The organism is Streptomyces sp. NPDC058008 (genome assembly GCF_042886395.1).
Classification (GTDB): Bacteria; Actinomycetota; Actinomycetes; order Streptomycetales; family Streptomycetaceae; genus Streptomyces.
On record NZ_JBHVQX010000032.1, the window covers coordinates 38,476 to 55,529 of the forward strand.

General features: G+C 73.7%; 14 protein-coding genes. 8 read left to right on the forward strand and 6 right to left on the reverse strand.

The features are described 5' to 3' along the window. Positions 1 to 85 precede the first annotated feature (85 nt). Positions 86 to 2,467, forward strand: coding sequence for a PQQ-binding-like beta-propeller repeat protein (locus ACFVS9_RS27335; RefSeq protein ID WP_389936353.1), 2,382 nt, complete (start codon positions 86 to 88; stop codon positions 2,465 to 2,467). 3 nt (positions 2,468 to 2,470) lie between these two features. Here ACFVS9_RS27335 and ACFVS9_RS27340 read toward each other — a convergent pair whose 3' ends face one another. Continuing rightward, complete coding sequence (locus tag ACFVS9_RS27340) at positions 2,471 to 3,145, reverse strand: hypothetical protein (protein WP_389936356.1); 675 nt, start codon at positions 3,143 to 3,145, stop codon at positions 2,471 to 2,473. A 222-nt stretch (positions 3,146 to 3,367) separates the two neighbouring features. Between ACFVS9_RS27340 and ACFVS9_RS27345 the strand changes: the two genes are divergently transcribed. Next, complete coding sequence (locus ACFVS9_RS27345) at positions 3,368 to 3,901, forward strand: hypothetical protein (RefSeq protein ID WP_389936359.1); 534 nt, start codon at positions 3,368 to 3,370, stop codon at positions 3,899 to 3,901. Positions 3,902 to 4,025: 124 nt separating this feature from the next. Here the strand turns inward: ACFVS9_RS27345 and ACFVS9_RS27350 are convergent, their stop codons facing one another. The 3 genes from ACFVS9_RS27350 to ACFVS9_RS27360 all read right to left on the reverse strand — a co-directional run bounded on the left by ACFVS9_RS27350 (position 4,026) and on the right by ACFVS9_RS27360 (position 7,858). Further along, positions 4,026 to 4,199, reverse strand: coding sequence for a hypothetical protein (locus ACFVS9_RS27350; RefSeq protein ID WP_383115914.1), 174 nt, complete (start codon positions 4,197 to 4,199; stop codon positions 4,026 to 4,028). A 192-nt stretch (positions 4,200 to 4,391) separates the two neighbouring features. Continuing rightward, positions 4,392 to 7,361 (reverse strand): BTAD domain-containing putative transcriptional regulator, encoded by a 2,970-nt coding sequence (locus tag ACFVS9_RS27355; protein WP_383115913.1) that lies wholly within the window; start codon positions 7,359 to 7,361, stop codon positions 4,392 to 4,394. Positions 7,362 to 7,654: 293 nt separating this feature from the next. After that, the gene (locus ACFVS9_RS27360; RefSeq protein WP_003967102.1) at positions 7,655 to 7,858 is read right to left on the reverse strand and encodes a cold-shock protein; all 204 of its coding nucleotides are present in this window, start codon (positions 7,856 to 7,858) and stop codon (positions 7,655 to 7,657) included. Between the two features lie 285 nt (positions 7,859 to 8,143). Between ACFVS9_RS27360 and ACFVS9_RS27365 the strand changes: the two genes are divergently transcribed. The 4 genes from ACFVS9_RS27365 to ACFVS9_RS27380 all read left to right on the forward strand — a co-directional run bounded on the left by ACFVS9_RS27365 (position 8,144) and on the right by ACFVS9_RS27380 (position 12,991). Further along, positions 8,144 to 9,022 (forward strand): menaquinone biosynthetic enzyme MqnA/MqnD family protein, encoded by an 879-nt coding sequence (locus ACFVS9_RS27365; protein WP_383115912.1) that lies wholly within the window; start codon positions 8,144 to 8,146, stop codon positions 9,020 to 9,022. A gap of 395 nt (positions 9,023 to 9,417) precedes the next feature. Next, the gene (locus ACFVS9_RS27370) at positions 9,418 to 11,067 is read left to right on the forward strand and encodes a serine/threonine-protein kinase (RefSeq protein ID WP_389936363.1); all 1,650 of its coding nucleotides are present in this window, start codon (positions 9,418 to 9,420) and stop codon (positions 11,065 to 11,067) included. 72 nt (positions 11,068 to 11,139) lie between these two features. Continuing rightward, on the forward strand, positions 11,140 to 12,339 hold the full coding sequence (gene mqnC, locus ACFVS9_RS27375; protein ID WP_383115910.1) for a cyclic dehypoxanthinyl futalosine synthase: 1,200 nt from the start codon (positions 11,140 to 11,142) through the stop codon (positions 12,337 to 12,339). A gap of 7 nt (positions 12,340 to 12,346) precedes the next feature. Next, positions 12,347 to 12,991, forward strand: a complete 645-nt coding sequence (locus ACFVS9_RS27380) for a hypothetical protein (RefSeq protein ID WP_383115909.1) — start codon at positions 12,347 to 12,349, stop codon at positions 12,989 to 12,991. Between the two features lie 51 nt (positions 12,992 to 13,042). Here the strand turns inward: ACFVS9_RS27380 and ACFVS9_RS27385 are convergent, their stop codons facing one another. Further along, entirely contained in the window at positions 13,043 to 13,963 is a 921-nt protein-coding gene (locus tag ACFVS9_RS27385; protein WP_389936367.1) for a DUF3152 domain-containing protein, read from the reverse strand. A 392-nt stretch (positions 13,964 to 14,355) separates the two neighbouring features. On the opposite strand from ACFVS9_RS27385, the gene ACFVS9_RS27390 reads away from it, so the two are divergent. Continuing rightward, positions 14,356 to 15,048, forward strand: coding sequence for a demethylmenaquinone methyltransferase (locus tag ACFVS9_RS27390; RefSeq protein WP_383115907.1), 693 nt, complete (start codon positions 14,356 to 14,358; stop codon positions 15,046 to 15,048). A gap of 66 nt (positions 15,049 to 15,114) precedes the next feature. On the opposite strand, the gene ACFVS9_RS27395 is transcribed toward ACFVS9_RS27390, so the two are convergent. Further along, a complete protein-coding gene (locus ACFVS9_RS27395) occupies positions 15,115 to 15,633 on the reverse strand; it encodes a GNAT family N-acetyltransferase (protein ID WP_383115906.1) in 519 nt (172 codons plus the stop codon). Positions 15,634 to 15,730: 97 nt separating this feature from the next. Between ACFVS9_RS27395 and ACFVS9_RS27400 the strand changes: the two genes are divergently transcribed. Then, positions 15,731 to 17,014: a geranylgeranyl reductase family protein gene (locus ACFVS9_RS27400; RefSeq protein WP_383115905.1), complete on the forward strand. Its 1,284-nt coding sequence runs from the start codon at positions 15,731 to 15,733 to the stop codon at positions 17,012 to 17,014. The last annotated feature ends 40 nt before the right edge of the window (positions 17,015 to 17,054 follow it).

Below are 17,054 nucleotides of genomic sequence, written 5' to 3' on the forward strand. Positions count from 1 at the left end.
GTGGTGCCCAGTGGTGAGACGCTGCACAGGGCGGGATTTCGCGGGCTTCTGTTCTCTGAGGTCCGTACGGGGAGGTGGCAGGCAAGTGGAGCAGCTGACGCAGCATGACCCGAGGCGGATCGGCCCGTTCGAGGTGCTGGGACGGCTCGGGGCCGGCGGCATGGGGCTGGTCTATCTGGCGAGGTCGGCGTCGGGCCGGCGGGTGGCGATCAAGACGGTCCGTACGGAACTGGCCGAGGACCAGCTGTTCCGGGTCCGGTTCACGCGGGAGGTGGAGGCCGCCCGCGCGGTCAGCGGGTTCTACACCGCCGCCGTGGTCGACGCCGACCCGAGGGCGGCCGTCCCCTGGCTGGCCACCGCCTACGTCCCCGCCCCCTCCCTCGAGGAGATAGTGAGTGAGTGCGGGCCGATGCCGACGCAGGCCGTGCGCTGGCTGGCCGCCGGGATCGCCGAGGCCCTCCAGTCCATCCACGGCGCCGGACTCGTCCACCGCGACCTGAAGCCGTCCAACGTCCTCGTGGTCGAGGACGGACCCCGGGTCATCGACTTCGGCATCGCCTCCGGCGTCTCCAACACCCGGCTGACCATGACGAACGTGGCGGTGGGCACCCCCGCCTACATGTCCCCGGAACAGGCCCGCGACTCGCGCAGCGTGACCGGCGCCAGCGACATCTTCTCGCTGGGATCGACCCTCGTCTTCGCCGCGACCGGGCACGCGCCCTTCCACGGGGCGAACCCCGTCGAGACCGTCTTCATGCTGCTGCGCGAGGGTCCCGACACCGAAGGGCTGCCCGACGACCTGCGTCCGCTCATCGAGTCCTGCATGCAGATGGACCCGACCCGGCGGCCCAGCCCGGCGGACCTCCAGTCCCAGCTGGCCCCGCACCTGTTCGCCTCCGGCTCCGACGACAGCGGTACCGCGTCGGCGTGGCTGCCGAGCGTCGCCACCGCGATGATCGAGCAGCGCCGGGGCGGTGGCCGCACCGTCACCGTCGCGCCCGCGCCCGTGGCCGTTCCGCCGCCCCCGAGGCAGCCCCCGCCGGGTGCCGCTCCCGGCGGGGCCTGGCACGCCGGCGGCGACCTGCGGACCGCGCCCGCCCCGGCGCGGGCGCCCGCCCCCGACGGCGGTCCGGTCCACCTGGCCGGCGCCCGGGTGCCGATCGGGCCGGGGCCGCGCCCCGTGGACGTACGCGGCCCGGCCGCCGCGCACGCCGATCCGGCCACCGGCTGGGTCCGCCCGCCCGGCGGGCACACCCCGGCCGCTCCGGCCGCTCCGGCCGCTCCGGTGCCCGCCCCCGCGCCGCCCACGGACGAGGCGTCCGCCGCGCCCGAGCGGTGGCGGCCCTGGCGCTTCCGCATGTCGAACGACGTGTGGGGCACGCCCGTCGTGGTCGACGACCTGCTGTACGTGACGTCCTTCGAGGTCCACGCCCTGGACGTGGGCAACGGGCGCCGCCAGTTCAAGACCCGTGACGTGGCCTGGTCGATGGCCGTGGACGGCGGCCGCATCCACGCCTCGGACGGCCCGTCCCTGTACGCGCTGGACGCGACGACCGGCGCCGAGCGGTGGCGGCTGCGGAGCGACGCCTGGGTGTACTCCCTCAAGGCCGACCTGGGCACCGTCCTGACCGGGACGCGGGGCGGCGGCGTACAGGCGTGGGACGCGTCCGGCGGCGAGAAGCTGTGGGAGGTCTCGGGCGTCCAGACGGACTTCGAGACGCCGGAGGCGGGCCCCGTCATCCACGACGGCACGGTCTACCTCTGGCAGGACGCCCGGCTGCGGGCCGTCGACGCGCGCACCGGCGCGGAGCGGTGGTCCTACCCCGTCGGCGACGCCGCCTCCTGCGGCGGGGTCCCGGTCCGGGTGACCCCCGCCCCCGACGGCTCCGTGTACGTCGCGGCGGGCACCCGGGTGCTGGCCGTGGACACGGCCTCGGGCCGGGTGCGCTGGCACTTCGAGGCACCGGCCGTCTTCCTCTCCCCGCCCGCGTTCGCGCCGGGGCCCGCGGTCACGGGCGGCGGGGTCTACCTCGCCGACTACCTGGGCACGGTGTACGCGCTGGACGCCGCCTCCGGCAAGGACCGGTGGCGGATCGCGACCGAGGCCCGGCAGTCCGTCGAGCCCGTCCTGGTCACGGCGGGCAACGTGCACGTCGGCAGCGGCAGCGCGCTCTACACCCTGGACGCGGTGACGGGCACGCCCAAGTGGCGTTTCGCGGCGGGCGGCGAGGTCGTCGGCGCGCCGGTGGCGGCCGACGGCCGGGTCCACTTCGGCTCGGCCGACCACGTGCTCTACACCCTGGACGCGGCCGGCGGCCAGCTCCGCTGGAAGCTGGCCACGGGCGGCGAGATCACCGGCTCCCCGGTGGTGCGGGCCGGCGTCGTGTACGCGTGCAGCAAGGACCGCTGCGTGTACGCCCTGGACGCGTCGAAGGGCACCGGGACGGGGAACAGGGCGCGGGCCTGACGCTCAGGGATGGGGCGGGTGGTACCGGCCCGGCTCCTGCGGCCCGTCCTGGCCCGGGTAGGTGTTCCCGTCCTGGACCGGGTACTCGGCGGTGTCCTCGTCGGCCGCTGACGCCCGGTGCCGGCCGGGCCCGGTGTACGGGTCCGCCTCGGGTTCGGGCGCCGGGGACGTCTGCGCGGACGGACCCGGCTCCTGGGTCGGCGGCCAGGTGTCGGGGCGGTCGTCCGGCGGAACGGGGTAGGGCTCGGGGGCGCGGCTCCGGCGTACGCCCCGCCTCCCCGACATCACCAGGGCGCCCAGCAGGAGCAGGACGCCGCCCGCCAGTGCCTGCGCCACGCCCCAGCGCAGCCCGGAGCCGCCACCGGCCGTCAGGCTCCCGGCGGCCTGGCCCTGCCGGACCATCCACAGCACCGTGAAACCGAGGACGACGAGGCCCGCGAGGGCCACCACCCAGCGGGCGCGGAGCACGACGCCCACGATCGTCACCACGGCGGCGAACAGGAACGGCAGCAGGATCGAGCCCATGACGGACGACGCGACGCCGGTGATGCCGCCGAAGAGGTCCTGGATGCGGTAGTCCCGCCCGAGCCGGGCGTCGTACCAGCTGTGGAAGGGGCTCTGCACGGCCGCCGCCGCTCCCACGAGGGCGACGACGGAGCCGAGGACATTGCGGATCATCGACAGCCTCCCGGGCCATGGCGCACGGCTGTGCGCACCGCTCCCCGGACCGACGCTACGCCCGGCCGATCTTCCCTGCCATCGGAGACCGGGACGAGACCGTGACAGGGTCATGACCGCGCTGGGGGTGAGTGGCCGGAATGCTGTGCACCGGGCCGTCGCGCGGACGGGCGGTGGCCGCGGAAGCCGGAAGCAGGGACGACAGCTAGGGGGGCTGCATCGATGGTGCGGCGGCGGATGAGGTTCGGGGCGGTCCTGATCGTGGTGGTGCTCGCGCTCACCGGGTTCTCCACCTCGGGATCGGGCCACGGCGGCAGGAGCGGGAGCGGGAAGAGCCGCAGCGGCGGCTCCGACGGCGGCGGCTGCTCCAACTCCGGCAAGAGCAACGGCGGATACCGCTCCCATGACGACAACACATCGAGCTCGTCGGGTGGTTCCGCGTACGGGTCGCCCACACCCGACGCCACCGCCTCGGAGGCGCCCGAGCTGCGCGTCATCCGCTGCGCCCAGCCGCGCAAGGGCACGCGCAAGGCCAGCAGTTCCTCCTCCATCGAGGTCCGCTCGACCGCCACGGGCACCCATGTGTACGAGATCGACGTGACCTTCGTCGACGCCAAGGGCCTGACGGTCGACACGGGGGAGGCCGACGTCGAGGTCGACGGCGGCGGGTCCGAGACCGTCGCGGTCCGCATGGACAGCCCGCGCCTGCTCCCCGAGGTGAAGCGCTGCCTGGTCACGGCGGAACTGCGCCACTGAGGCGGCGCACACGACGAGGGCCCGAGCCGGTCGGCTCGGGCCCTCGTCGTGTACGCGGACGACGCGACGGCCGCGACGGCTCCCCCTCCGCGCCGCCGCGGCCGTCTCCCCCGTCAGGGCGGTCCTAGCGAGGATCGCCACCGGTCATGTGGCTGTCCAGCGTCGTGACCTCGGGCTCGTCGGTCATGTGGCTGTCCGTCGGCTCGGCCACGGGCTCGCCGGTCATGTGGCTGTCCGTCGGCTTGGTGCCCCCCACGGCGCCGGCCTTCGGGACCACGGGCTTCTTGACATCACTCATGTGAACTCCATCTTCGGTGCATGGACAGGCGGCGAAGCCCGTCCGGCTGTTCCCCCGTGGACTGCCGGACGGGCTGTTCAGAGCCGTTCACCTTAGTGCGCGGTCCCGGCCGCCGGATCGTCTGCCCCCCGACGCGACGTTCCGACGGTCATCAGAGTGCAGGGCCGGGATAAACGAACGATGAACGCGCTGTCAGCGCCCGTTCGCCGCGGGTGCGGGAGACAGCAGGAGGCGTACGGCGTCGGCCTCGGGCGCCTTCAGCTGCTCCAGGGTCGACAGGGCCTCGTGCCAGCACACCTTCGCGCGGTCCACCTGCCCGATCCGTTGCAGGGCCGTGCCCAGCACGGTCAGGACGTTCGCGCGCCGCCACTCGCCGCCGATGTGCAGAAGTACCGCGAGGGCCTGCTCGGAGAGGGCGGCGGCCTCACCGGGACGACGGGCGTCGAGGTGGACCTCGGCCAGGCGGAAGAGCGTCATGCCCTCCCACAGCCTCTGCCGGCTCTCCCGGAACACCGCCAGCGCCTCCTGCAGCCTCTCCTGCGCCTCGTCCTGGCGGCCCGCACGCGCCAGCGCGAGCCCGAGCGCGTACCGGCCGTTGGCCAGCCGCAGCGTGAGACCCAGGCGGTTGTACAGGGCGACGCCCTCGCCGGCCAGTTCCACCGCGCTGTCCGTGTGGCCGATGGCCAGCTGGATCCGCGAGAGGTTGCACAGGGCGCTGGCCTCGCCGGGCCGGTTCCCGTCCTGCCGGAACGCGGCGAGGGTCTGCTGGAGGAGGGGCTCCGCCTCGCCGTGCCTGTTCTGGTACCCGGCGATGATCCCGAGTTCGTTCGGGGCGTTGCAGTCCGTCCACACGTCGTCGATCGCGGGCGCCAGCAGCAGCGCGCGCCGGGCCTCGTCCTCCGCCTGCGCGAACCGCCCCGCGATGCTGTGCACCTGAGCCAGCGTCGTACGCGCCCGCGCCTCCGACCGGGGGTCGCCGGCCGCCACCGCGGCGTCCCGGACCGCGACGGCCGCCGACTCGAACTGACGGGAGTTCGCCCCCGACTCCGCGAGGTCCTTGGCCGCCAGCATGAGGTCCACGCTGTGCCGGATCCGCCCGGGCACCGCGGCCTGCTGCTGCGCGCACGCCAGGAGCGAACCGGCCTCGGTGTAGAGCCAGTCCAGCGCGGCCTTCTGCGCGGCGAACTCCAGACCGGGGTACTCCGTGGCCTCCAGGTGGTCGACGGTCCGGTCGCCCGGCCGCTCCAGCGCGTACACCCCGGCGGCCGTGGCCAGGTAGAAGTCCAGCAGCCGCGACAGCGCCAGATCCCGCTCCACCGGCGGCTGTTCGTCCCGCTCGGCGCACGCACGCGCGTAGAGCCGCACCAGGTCGTGGTAGCGGTAGCGGCCCGGGGCCGCCGACTCCAGCAGGCTCGTGTCGACCAGGGACTCCAGGAGGTCCTCCGCCGTGCGGGGGTCCAGGTCCAGGAGGGCCGCCGCGGCCGCGAGGGAGATGTCCGGGCCGTCCGGCAGGCCCAGCAGGCGGAAGGCGCGGGCCTGGGCGGGTTCCAGCTGGCCGTAGCCGAGCTCGAAGGTGGCCTTCACCGCGAGATCTCCGGCCTGGAGCTCGTCGAGGCGGCGGCGTTCGTCGGCGAGCTTGGCGGCCAGCACCGACACCGTCCAGGTGCGGCGGGCGGCCAGCCGGGAGGCCGCGATGCGGATGGCCAGCGGCAGGAAGCCGCACGCGGCCACCACGTCCAGGGACGCCTCCCGCTCCGAGCGGACGCGCTCCTCGCCGACGATGCGGGTGAAGAGCTGGAGGGCCTCGTCGGGGGACATCACGTCCAGGTCCACCAGGTGCGCCCCGGCCAGGTCCACCATGCGGACCCGGCTGGTGATCAGGGCCGCGCAGCCCTCCGTGCCGGGGAGCAGCGGCCGGATCTGGCCCGCGTCGTGGGCGTTGTCGAGCAGGACCAGGACGCGGCGCCCGTCGAGCGTGGAGCGGTAGAGGGCGGCGCGCTCGTCCAGGGTGTCCGGGATCGCGGACTCGGCGGTGCCCAGGGCGCGCAGGAACGAGCCGAGGACGGTCTCCGGTTCGGCGGCCCGGGCGCCCGCGCCCTGGAGGTCGACGTAGAGCTGGCCGTCCGGGAAGTGCGGACGCGCCTGGTGGGCGACGTGCACGGCGAGGGTCGTCTTGCCGACGCCGCCGATGCCGGCCAGCGCGGACACCGCCATGACGGAGCCCTCGGCGGTCACCACCCGGTCGCTCAGCTCGCGCACGAAGGCCGCACGGCCCGTGAAGTCCGGGACGGTGGCGGGGAGCTGGGCCGGACGGACCGGGACGGCCGCGGGTGCCGGTTCGTCGGCGGGGCGGGCCAGTTCCTCGTCGGCGCGCAGGATCCGCTGCTGGAGCCGGGCCAGTTCGGGGCGGGGGTCGACGCCCAGCTCCTCCGCGAGCAGGCGGCGGGTGTCGGCGTACACGGCGAGGGCCTCCGCCTGCCGGCCGCTGCGGTACAGGGCGATCATCAGCAGCTCGCGGAGCCGCTCGCGCAGCGGCTGCGCGGCGGTGAGCGCGGTCAGTTCGGAGACCGCCTCGGCGTGGCAGCCGACCTCCAGGTCCAGGTCGAGGCGCGTCTCGGTGAGCTGGAGGCGCCATTCCTCCAGGCTGGCGCGCTGGTTCTCGGCGTACGGGCCGGGCAGGGAGGCCAGGGCCTCGCCGTCCCAGAGGCCCAGCAGCTTGTTGATCAGCGTGCGGGCCTGGCAGCGGTCCCCGCCGCCGCGCGCCTTCTCCGCCTCGGCGGCCAGGTCCTGGGCGAGCGTCAGGTCGAGCGCCTCGCGCGGGATCCGGACCGCGTAGCCGCCCGCCTCGCTGACCAGGGTGTCCTGGCCCAGGGTCTTGCGGAGCCTGGAGGCGTACGTCCGTACCGTGGCCAGCGCCTGGGAGGGGGGCTCGTCCCCCCAGAGGGCGTCGATGAGCTCGGCGGCGGTGGCCGTGCGGCCGTCGCGCAGCAACAGGGCGGCGAGCAGGGCGCGTTGCTGAGGGGAGCCGGACTGAAGGGGCTCGCCGCCGCGCCAGAGGCGTACCGGGCCGAGCACGGAGAAGCGCAGTTCGGTGCCTGCCGCCCGTTCCCGCGGAGCGCGTTGCTCCGGAACGCGCACGCCGGGTCCGTTGTCGCGGTCCATGATGCCCCCTGTCCTGCCTGCCCCGCCGGTGCTGCTGATCCCGCTCTGCTTCCTACCGTTGGTGTCGCGGTCAACAGTCTGCCTTGTTATGGGCGGGCTCGTCAGTATCGGGTGACGCTCTGCACAGGCCCTCGACATGAACGGGGGGCGAGGACCCGCCCGAAGGGGCCGCCTCCACCGCCCGGCGCGGCGGGCCGGGACCGCAAAGGCAGGAGCCCCGCTCCTCCGCCGAAGCGGGGGAGCGGGGCTCCTTGGGTACTGCTCACTCGGCCGCGATCGGCCGACCCGGGCAACTAGGCCGGGGTGACGTTCTCAGCCTGCGGACCCTTGGGTCCCTGAGTGACGTCGAAGTTCACGACCTGGTTCTCCTCGAGGGAGCGGAACCCGGACGCGTTGATCGCGGAGTAGTGGACGAAGACATCCGGGCCGCCGCCGTCCTGGGCGATGAAGCCGAAGCCCTTTTCAGCGTTGAACCACTTGACGGTTCCGGTAGCCATAAGCCCTCCTTGGGCCAAAGGGTTGCCCTGCTCCAGAACCTGCAAACAAGTCTGAAAACTACAAAAGCCTGCGGGTTACATGCTCCGCAGGCTCTGTACTGCAAGGGAAACCAAACTGCAACTTGCGGCGAGCCTAGCACGCACTCTGTGGGGAGCGGTAGAGGGAAAGATCACTTCACCCGGATGTTTGATTGGGCCGCCGGAGAGCTGACGTACAAGGCCTCCGCGGGGCGGTGCGGGAGACCCGATGATGCCGCCCGGCGGGGACAGGTCTAGCCTCGCGATGTGGACAATTCAACCGTCTCTCCCGTAGAAGGCGACGACCGTCGCAGCAGGCCGCGCGTCGGCCACATCCAGTTCCTGAACTGCCTCCCCCTCTACTGGGGCCTGGCGCGGACCGGAACCCTGCTCGACCTGGAGCTCTCGAAGGACACCCCGGAAAGACTCAGTGAGCAGCTGGTCAGGGGTGACCTCGACATCGGTCCCGTCACCCTGGTCGAGTACCTGCGCAACGCCGGTGAACTGGTCGCCCTCCCCGACATCGCCGTCGGCTGCGACGGCCCCGTCATGTCGTGCGTGATCGTGTCCCAGCTCCCCCTGGAGCAGCTGGACGGGGCCCGGGTGGCCCTCGGCTCGACCTCGCGCACCTCCGTACGGCTGGCCCAGCTGCTGCTCGCCGAGCGGTACGGCGTCGCACCCGACTACTACACCTGCCCGCCGGACCTCGGCCTGATGATGCAGGAGGCCGACGCGGCCGTCCTCATCGGTGACGCGGCGCTGCGGGCGAACCTGCACGACGCCCCCAGGCTCGGGCTGCAGGTCCACGACCTGGGCGCGATGTGGAAGGAGTGGACGGGGCTGCCGTTCGTCTTCGCGGTCTGGGCGGTGCGCAAGGACTACCTGGCCTCGCACCCCGAGTACGTGGAGAAGGTGCACGAGGCGTTCCTGGCCTCCCGCGACCTCTCGCTGGAGGAGGTCACCAAGGTGGCCGAGCAGGCCGCGCGCTGGGAGAGCTTCGACGCCGAGGTGCTGGAGCGCTACTTCACCACCCTGGACTTCCGCTTCGGCCCGGACCAGCTGGCGGGCGTGCGCGAGTTCGCCCGGCGGACCGGTCCGAGCACCGGGTTCCCGGCGGACGTGGAGGTCGAGCTGTTCGGCCGCTGAGGGCGCGGGCGCCCGGGGGCGGCGTACGCGAATGGGTGCGGGGGAGAAGGTGAATCCCGTACCTTCCCGGGCCTTCCTTCCCCGCACCGCGCTTTCCCCCTGATGCGTGACTCCGGCATTCCGTTCCCTTGAAAGGGCGCGAATGTCGGAGTTCTGTCATGAGGCCCCTCTCCGGGGGTGCGCGGGGGAATAGCGGATGACTCCCGGAACGCCTTCCGGTTTCCCTCCCGTGAACCCCTGCGGTGCGGACGAACGGCGTATTCGCGCCTTTCCGCGTGGCAAAATCCCTGCTTCGTGCCCATAGGGGCGAAATCGGCGCACGGGGTCTCCGTGACCGTGCGACGCGGGCCGCCTAGGCTGCCGTCCGAGTCCCGGGGTCCACAGGGGGAGACCGTATGCAGCCGCTGGAAGCCGGCGAACCGCACACCATCGGCGCCTACCGGCTGCTCGGCAGACTCGGCGCCGGCGGTATGGGCCGGGTCTACCTGGGGCGCAGCGCGGGCGGACGCACCGTCGCGGTCAAGGTCGTGCACCCCCACTTCGCCCAGGACGAGCAGTTCCGCGCGCGGTTCCGGCGCGAGGTGGAGGCCGCGCGGCGCCTCGGCGCGCAGTGGACGGCACCGGTCCTGGACGCCGACCCCGACGCGGCCGTGCCGTGGGTGGCGACCGGTTACGTCGCGGGTCCGCCGCTCTCCGACGCCGTGGTCCGCCACGGCCCGCTGCCCGAGTACGCGGTGCGGACCCTGGGGGCCGGACTCGGGGAGGCGCTCGACGCCGTGCACGCGCACGGCCTCATCCACCGGGACGTGAAGCCGTCCAACGTCCTGCTCGCGCTCGACGGCCCCCGGCTGATCGACTTCGGCATCGCCCGCGCCCTCGGCGCCACCGTGTCCCTCACCTCCACCGGCGTCTCCGTCGGCTCGCCCGGCTACATGGCGCCGGAACAGATCCGCGGCCTGGAGATCTCCGGCGCTGCCGACGTCTTCTCCTTCGGGGCCGTCCTCGCCTACGCGGCGACCGGCACCGCGCCCTTCCCCGGCGACTCCTCCGCCGTACTCCTCTACAAGGTGGTCCACGAGGAACCCGAACTCGGCGACCTGGAGGGCGAACTGCGCGAGCTGGTGGCCGGCTGCCTCGCCAAGGACCCCGCCGACCGGCCCGCCCCCGCCGAGCTCGCCCGCAGGCTGGCGCCCGGCGGTGCCGCGTCGCTGGTGGCGCCCGGCTGGCTGCCGGGCCCGCTGGTGCGCGAGGTCAGCAGGTCCGCGGTGGCCCTGCTGGACCTGGAGCCGCAGGACGCCCCGGTGCAGACCGGGCCGGTGCCGTTCAGCAACGCGTCGCTGGGGAGCGCGGCGCCCGGCGCCTTCGGCCCGCCCCCGCTCCCGCCAGGGCCCCCGACGGCAGCTCCCGCGGGGGAGCCCGGAGCGGGCTCCCGCGTCGCGCTCACCCTGGACACCGGCCCCCGGCCCGGCGCGCGCCGGGGGCGGCGGGTCAGCTGCACGGTCGCGCTGGCCGTCGCGGGCGCGCTCGCCGCGGTGACCGTCGGCGTCGCGATGATGGGGGACCTGTTCCCCGGCGGCGGCGGGAGCGGCGGCTCCGTCGGCGACGCCGCGCAGACCCCGCCCGACACCGCCTCCCAGGCCCCGTCGGACGCCTCCTCGGCGTCCGGCGGGGTGAGCGAGCTGCCCGAGGCGTTCGCCGGCACCTGGAAGGGCGCCGCGACCGAACGCAGCGGCGCGCCGCACGGCACCGTCACCGCCGTCTTCGTCGAAGGGGAGAAGGGCGAGGAGGTGGTCCGGCTGTCGTACCGGTTCGACGCGCTCGGGACGACCGTCGTCTGCAAGGGCGTCGGCACCCTCGTCTCCGGTACGGCCACCGAGCTGAGGATCCGCGAGCGGGCCGACCCGGACGCCCGTACCGGCACGCTGTGCACCGGCGGTGAGGCCGACCTGGTCTTCACCCTCACCCCCGGCGGCACCCTGCGCTACGAGTCCCACGAGGAGGCCGCGGGCACGCCCAAGGGCACGCTCACCCGGTCCGACGGCTGACCCCGGCAGGGGCTGGCGTAGGCTGGATCGGTCCGTGGAACAGCAGAAGAACCGCCGAAAGGTGACAGCCCGGTGACCGAGAAGGCCGACCTTCAGCCCGTCCTCGACCGCGCCGCCGAAGGCGGGCGGATCACTCCGGAGGAGGCGCTCGACCTCTACCGGTCGGCACCGCTGCACGCGCTGGGAGCCGCCGCCGACGCGGTGCGCCGCCGCCGCTACGCCGGTACGGAGCACATCGCGACGTACATCATCGAGCGCAACATCAACTACACCAACGTCTGCGTCACGGCCTGCAAGTTCTGCGCGTTCTACGCCCCGCCCAAGGACACCGCCAAGGGCTGGTCCCGCGACCTCGACGACATCCTGCGCCGCTGCGCGGAGACCGTCGAGCTGGGCGGCACCCAGATCATGTTCCAGGGCGGCCACCACCCGGACTACGGTGTCGAGTACTACGAGGAGCACTTCTCCGCGATCAAGAAGGCGTTCCCGCAGCTGGTCATCCACTCGCTGGGCGCCTCCGAGATCGAGCACATGGCCCGGATCTCCGACGTCTCCGCGGAGGAGGCCATCCGCCGGATCCACGCCGCCGGCCTCGACTCCTTCGCCGGCGCCGGCGCCGAACTCCTGCCCGCCCGGCCGCGTACGGCCATCGCCCCGCTCAAGGAGTCCGGCGAGCGCTGGCTGGAGATCATGGAGATCGCCCACGGCCTGGGGGTCGAGTCCACCTCCACCATGCTGATGGGCACCGGCGAGACGAACGCCGAACGCATCGAGCACCTGCGGATGATCCGCGACGTCCAGGACCGCACCGGCGGCTTCCGCGCGTTCATCCCGTACACCTACCAGCCGGAGAACAACAAGCTGAAGGGGCGGACGCAGGCCACGCTCTTCGAGTACCTGCGCATGATCGCCATCGCCCGGCTCTTCCTCGACAACGTCGCCCACATCCAGGGCTCCTGGCTGACCACCGGCAAGGAGGTCGGCCAGCTCTCCCTGCACTACGGCGCCGACGACCTCGGCTCGATCATGCTGGAGGAGAACGTCGTCTCGTCGGCCGGCGCCAGGCACCGCTCGAACCGGCTCGAGATCATCGACCTGATCCGCAAGGCGGGCCGCGTCCCCGCCCAGCGCGCCACGACCTACGAGCACCTGGTCGTCCACGACGACCCGGCGAACGACCCGGTCGACGAGCGTGTCGTCTCGCACATCTCCTCCACGGCGATCGCGGGCGGCACGGCACACCCCGAGCTCAAGCTCCTCGACGCCAACTGAGGCACCGGTGCTGACCGTTCACGCCGCGCCGCTGGTCCTCCCGGCCGGCGCGGCGCCCGTGGACGGGGGCGCGGTCGCGGTGGACGGCGACCGCGTGGTGGCCCTCGGCCCCTACGACGAGGTGGCCGGCGCGTTCCCGGACGCCCGGGTCCGGCGGTGGCCGGGCGTCCTCACCCCGGGGCTCTACCAGCCGGACGCCGTCGCGCTGCTGACCCGCTGCTACCACCCCGACCCGCGCGAGGCGGACGAGCTCGGCGAACAGCCCCTGACCGGACCGGATTTCGAGCGGCTGGCCGCCCGGATGGACGAGCCCCGCCGGGCCGGCAGCGTACGCCGGGGACTCCAGCGGATGCTGCGCCACGGCACCACCCACCTCGCGGGCGGGTTCGCCGAACCGGCCGTACGCACCGCCGTGGCCCGCGCGGGCCTGACGGTCCTCCCGCCCGCCGGGGCCCCGTCCGGCGGGGCCGGCCTGGACCCCCTCACCCGGGGGCGGGACCTGGCGGGGTCCGCGCACGGCCCGCTCACCGTCGGCGGCCGTGCCGACCTGGCGGTCTTCGACGTGCCGGACGAGGCGGGGCTGTGCGCGGCGGGCGCCGTCACCTGCGTGGCCACCGTCCTCGGCGGGCGGCTGGTGTACCGGCGGCGCTGAGAGCGCCTCCAGGCGGCCCGGGACACGGACGCGGCCGGCCGCCCCGCACCGCTACGGCACGGAGGGCCCGCCCAGGTAGTGCCCGTTGCCGTCGTACGGCCAGGCGTTGGACCTGCACCCCTTCAGCCCCTTGATCTGCTGCATCATCGCGGGCGCAGGCCTGCCCTCACCGGGGCAGGTCTCGTGGCCGTGGCCCAGCCAGTGGCCCACCTCGTGGTTGATGATCAGGGCCCGGTACTCGGACGCGGGGCCGTCGAACGTCGGTGAACCCAGCTGCCAGCGGGCCAGGTTGACCATCACGTTCTTCCCGCCCCGGCAGTTGACCTCGCCCCCGGTGTCCAGGCCGTACCGCCCGCAGAGCCGGTCGGTGGTCTTCGGCGTCCCTATCCGGATCACCAGCCCGGCCGATCCGTCGTCGACCTGCCGGAAGGCGCGTTTCCCTCCCTCGCCCCACCCCCGGGGGTCGGCGAGTATCCTCGCGATCTCCTCGGCGGCGCCGTCCGCGTCCACGCCGATGCCGTCCTCCACCTCGACGCGGTAGCGGCTGCCGCCGCCCCCGGACGGGACGCCCGCCCGTGCCACGGTGAACGTGCCGGGGCCCGACTGCGGCACGGATCCCGGATCCACGGGCTCCCCGGCGCCCGGCGAGCGGTCCGGGGGCGCGGCTGCCTCCGGGGTCGCCGACGCCCCGGACGGGGGCGCGGCCGCGGGGGGCCGGGACGGATCCTGGCCGGCCGCGACGGCGGCGCCGTCGTCGTGCCACGGCGGGGAGACGTAGAGGAACGCCGCGGCGGCAGCGGCGGCCAGCACCACCGCCGTGAGGCGCGCCCGCCGTCGCCGCACGGCTCCGCGGCGGTTCATGGGCCGGGGCCGGGGCCGGGCGGACGCGGGCCGCACCCCCGGCCGGGGTGCCCCGGCCCCCCGCCCTCGGCCGGCGGTTCCGCGTATTCGCTGCGTGTCGTCACTGCGCATGTTCTGGTGTGTATCCGTGCTCTCGGTATGGCCGTGCGGGACCGATGGACCATCCGTCCCGCACGCTGACCTGCTCGTCGGGCACCGGGTGCCCGTCCGTGTCCGTACGACCTCCGGCGGTCCGTCCTCCCGCGCGCCCTCCGGGAGCCGCCGGGTGGTCACCGGTCACGGAAACCCCTCTCCCCTCGCCTCCTGAGACGTCGTCCGGGGCGGTGCTGTTCCCGAAAACGGCGGTGATCGGCCGACAGGCACGAATCCGGTGCCCCGCTCCCGCGCCCCGGGGCCGGGCACGCGGGGCGCCCGTACCCCCGTACGGGCGCCGCGGGGCCGGTGGGCCGGAGCCGTTCCACGCCGCCGCGAGCGGGCGGGGGCGGGGCTGCTTGAATGGGAGGGTGACCCGAGCATCCCTGGACAAGCAGCCGCACGAAGTCGCCTCGATGTTCGACGACGTGGCGGCGAACTACGACCTCACCAACGACGTCCTGTCGCTCGGCCAGGCGCGGCTCTGGCGCCGGGAGGTCGCCCGGGCCGTCGACGCCCGCCCGGCCCAGAAGATCCTCGACCTGGCGGCCGGCACGGCCACGTCCTCGCAGCCGTTCGCCCGGGCCGGCGCCTACGTGGTGCCCTGCGACTTCTCGATCGGGATGCTCAGGGTGGGCAAGCGGCGCCACCCGTGGATGCCGTTCACCGCGGGCGACGGCATGAAGCTCCCGTTCAAGGACGAGACCTTCGACGCCGTCACGATCTCCTTCGGGCTGCGCAACATCCAGGACACCGGCGCCGCGCTGAGCGAGCTGTACCGGGTCACCAGGCGCGGTGGCCGGGTGGTGATCTGCGAGTTCTCCCAGCCGACGTGGACCCCCTTCCGGACCGTCTACACCGAGTACCTGATGCGCGCGCTGCCCCCGGTGGCGCGGGCGGTGTCGTCCAACCCGGACGCCTACGTCTACCTCGCCGAGTCGATCCGCGCCTGGCCCGACCAGGCCGGCCTCGCCACGCTGTTGCAGGAGGCCGGCTGGTCGGACGTGGCCTGGCGCAATCTCACCGGCGGAGTGGTGGCGCTCCACCGGGGCGTGCGCGCCTGAGCCCACGGGGCTCCGCGCGTCCCGTCACGCGACCGGGCGCGGGGCCCCGGCACCCGGTGCGCTGCCTCACAGCTCCAGCCGGAAGCAGTACGCCTCCTGCTGTGTCACCTGGGTGGTGTACGTCTCGGCGTGCCGCATGCCGAGACGTTCGGCCACGGCCACCGAGCGGGCGTTGCGCGAGTTGATCATCGCCACGACCTCCCGCACCCCGAGGGCCCGTATCCGCTCCAGCGTGGTGCGCGCGGCGGCGGTCGCGTACCCGTGGCCCCAGGAGGCCCGGCCCAGCCGCCAGCCGATCTCGACCTCGCCCACCGGGCCGAAGGACGCGTGCGGCCAGGGCTGGGCGCCCGTGAAGCCGAGCACCGCGCCGGAGTCGTCCAGCACCGTCCACAGGCAGTGGCCGAGCTCCGCGTCGTGCCGGCGCTGGCGGGCGGTCAACTCCTCGTACACGGAGTACTCCGCCGGACGTCCGCCGTGGAACTCCATCACCTCCGGATCGTCGAACACCCGGTACCAGGCCAGGGCGTCCTCGTCGGTGGGGACGCGCAGATGTACGGACGGGGTCGAATCAGGCACGTTCGGCATCGGGGAGCCCTTCGGGAGGTTGATCAGCAGGCACCCATAGACTGCACGCGACATGTGCCGCGCGGCACGCGAATTCGAGTCTTCGGGAGATCCGACCGTGACCGAGCCCCTCTCCGAACACAGCGCGGACGTGATCGTCGTCGGAGCGGGCCCAGCCGGCTCCACGACCGCGTACTACCTCGCGAAGGCCGGACTCGACGTCCTCCTCCTGGAGAAGACGGCCTTCCCGCGGGAGAAGGTCTGCGGCGACGGTCTCACCCCGCGCGCCACCAAGCAGCTCGTCTCCATGGGCATCGACATCTCCGAAGAGGCCGGCTGGCTGCGCAACAAGGGCCTGCGCATCATCGGCGGCGGCGTCCGCCTCCAGCTCGACTGGCCGGACCTCGCCTCCTACCCGGACTACGGTCTGGTCCGCAAGCGCGACGACTTCGACGAGCAGCTGGCCCGCCAGGCCCAGAAGGCGGGCGCCCGGCTGTACGAGCGCTGCAACGTCGGCGAGCCCGTCAAGGACGAGCGCACCGGCCGCATCACGGGCGTCCACGCCAAGCTCGGCGAGGAGAAGACCCCGGTCACCTTCCACGCCCCGCTCGTCGTCGCCGCCGACGGCAACTCGACCCGGCTCTCGCTCAACATGGGCCTGCACCGCCGCGAGGACCGGCCGATGGGCGTCGCGGTCCGTACGTACTTCACCTCGCCCCGCCACGACGACGACTACCTGGAGTCCTGGCTGGAGCTGTGGGACCGGCGCGGCGCCGAGGACCGCCTGCTGCCCGGCTACGGCTGGATCTTCGGCATGGGCGACGGCACGTCCAACGTCGGCCTCGGCATCCTCAACTCGTCGTCCGCCTTCAAGGAGCTCGACTGGCGCGAGGTCCTCAAGGCCTGGTGCGCGTCCATGCCGGAGGACTGGGGCTACACCCCGGAGAACATGACGATGCCGATCCGCGGCGCCGCGCTCCCGATGGCCTTCAACCGCCAGCCGCACTACACCAAGGGCCTGCTGCTCGTCGGTGACGCGGGCGGGCTCGTCAACCCGTTCAACGGCGAAGGCATCGCGTACGCCATGGAGTCGGGCCAGATCGCGGCGGACGTCATCGTCCAGGCCCACGCCCGCGCCACCCCGGCCCAGCGGGAGCTGGCGCTCCAGCACTACCCGAAGATCCTCAAGGACACCTACGGCGGCTACTACACGCTGGGCCGCGCCTTCGTGAAGATGATCGGGAACCCGAAGGTCATGAAGGTCGCCACCCAGCGCGGTCTGACGCACCCCGTCCTGATGAAGTTCACGCTGAAGATGCTGGCCAACCTCACCGACCCGACCGGCGGCGACGCCATGGACCGCATCATCAACGGCCTCTCGAAGGTCGCCCCCAAGGCCTGAGCGGGCGGGCCCGGGGACGACCCGGGCCCCCCGGCCGAGG

What these genes read in the sequence shown, in the direction of transcription:
- ACFVS9_RS27345 (WP_389936359.1), top strand. Translation starts at nt 3,368, where the DNA reads ATGGTGCGGCGGCGGATGAGGTTCGGGGCGGTCCTGATCGTGGTGGTG.
- ACFVS9_RS27355 (WP_383115913.1), bottom strand. Translation starts at nt 7,361, where the DNA reads ATGGACCGCGACAACGGACCCGGCGTGCGCGTTCCGGAGCAACGCGCT.
- ACFVS9_RS27385 (WP_389936367.1), bottom strand. Translation starts at nt 13,963, where the DNA reads ATGCGCAGTGACGACACGCAGCGAATACGCGGAACCGCCGGCCGAGGG.
- ACFVS9_RS27350 (WP_383115914.1), bottom strand. Translation starts at nt 4,199, where the DNA reads ATGAGTGATGTCAAGAAGCCCGTGGTCCCGAAGGCCGGCGCCGTGGGG.
- ACFVS9_RS27395 (WP_383115906.1), bottom strand. Translation starts at nt 15,633, where the DNA reads ATGCCGAACGTGCCTGATTCGACCCCGTCCGTACATCTGCGCGTCCCC.
- ACFVS9_RS27360 (WP_003967102.1), bottom strand. Translation starts at nt 7,858, where the DNA reads ATGGCTACCGGAACCGTCAAGTGGTTCAACGCTGAAAAGGGCTTCGGC.
- ACFVS9_RS27340 (WP_389936356.1), bottom strand. Translation starts at nt 3,145, where the DNA reads ATGATCCGCAATGTCCTCGGCTCCGTCGTCGCCCTCGTGGGAGCGGCG.
- ACFVS9_RS27370 (WP_389936363.1), top strand. Translation starts at nt 9,418, where the DNA reads ATGCAGCCGCTGGAAGCCGGCGAACCGCACACCATCGGCGCCTACCGG.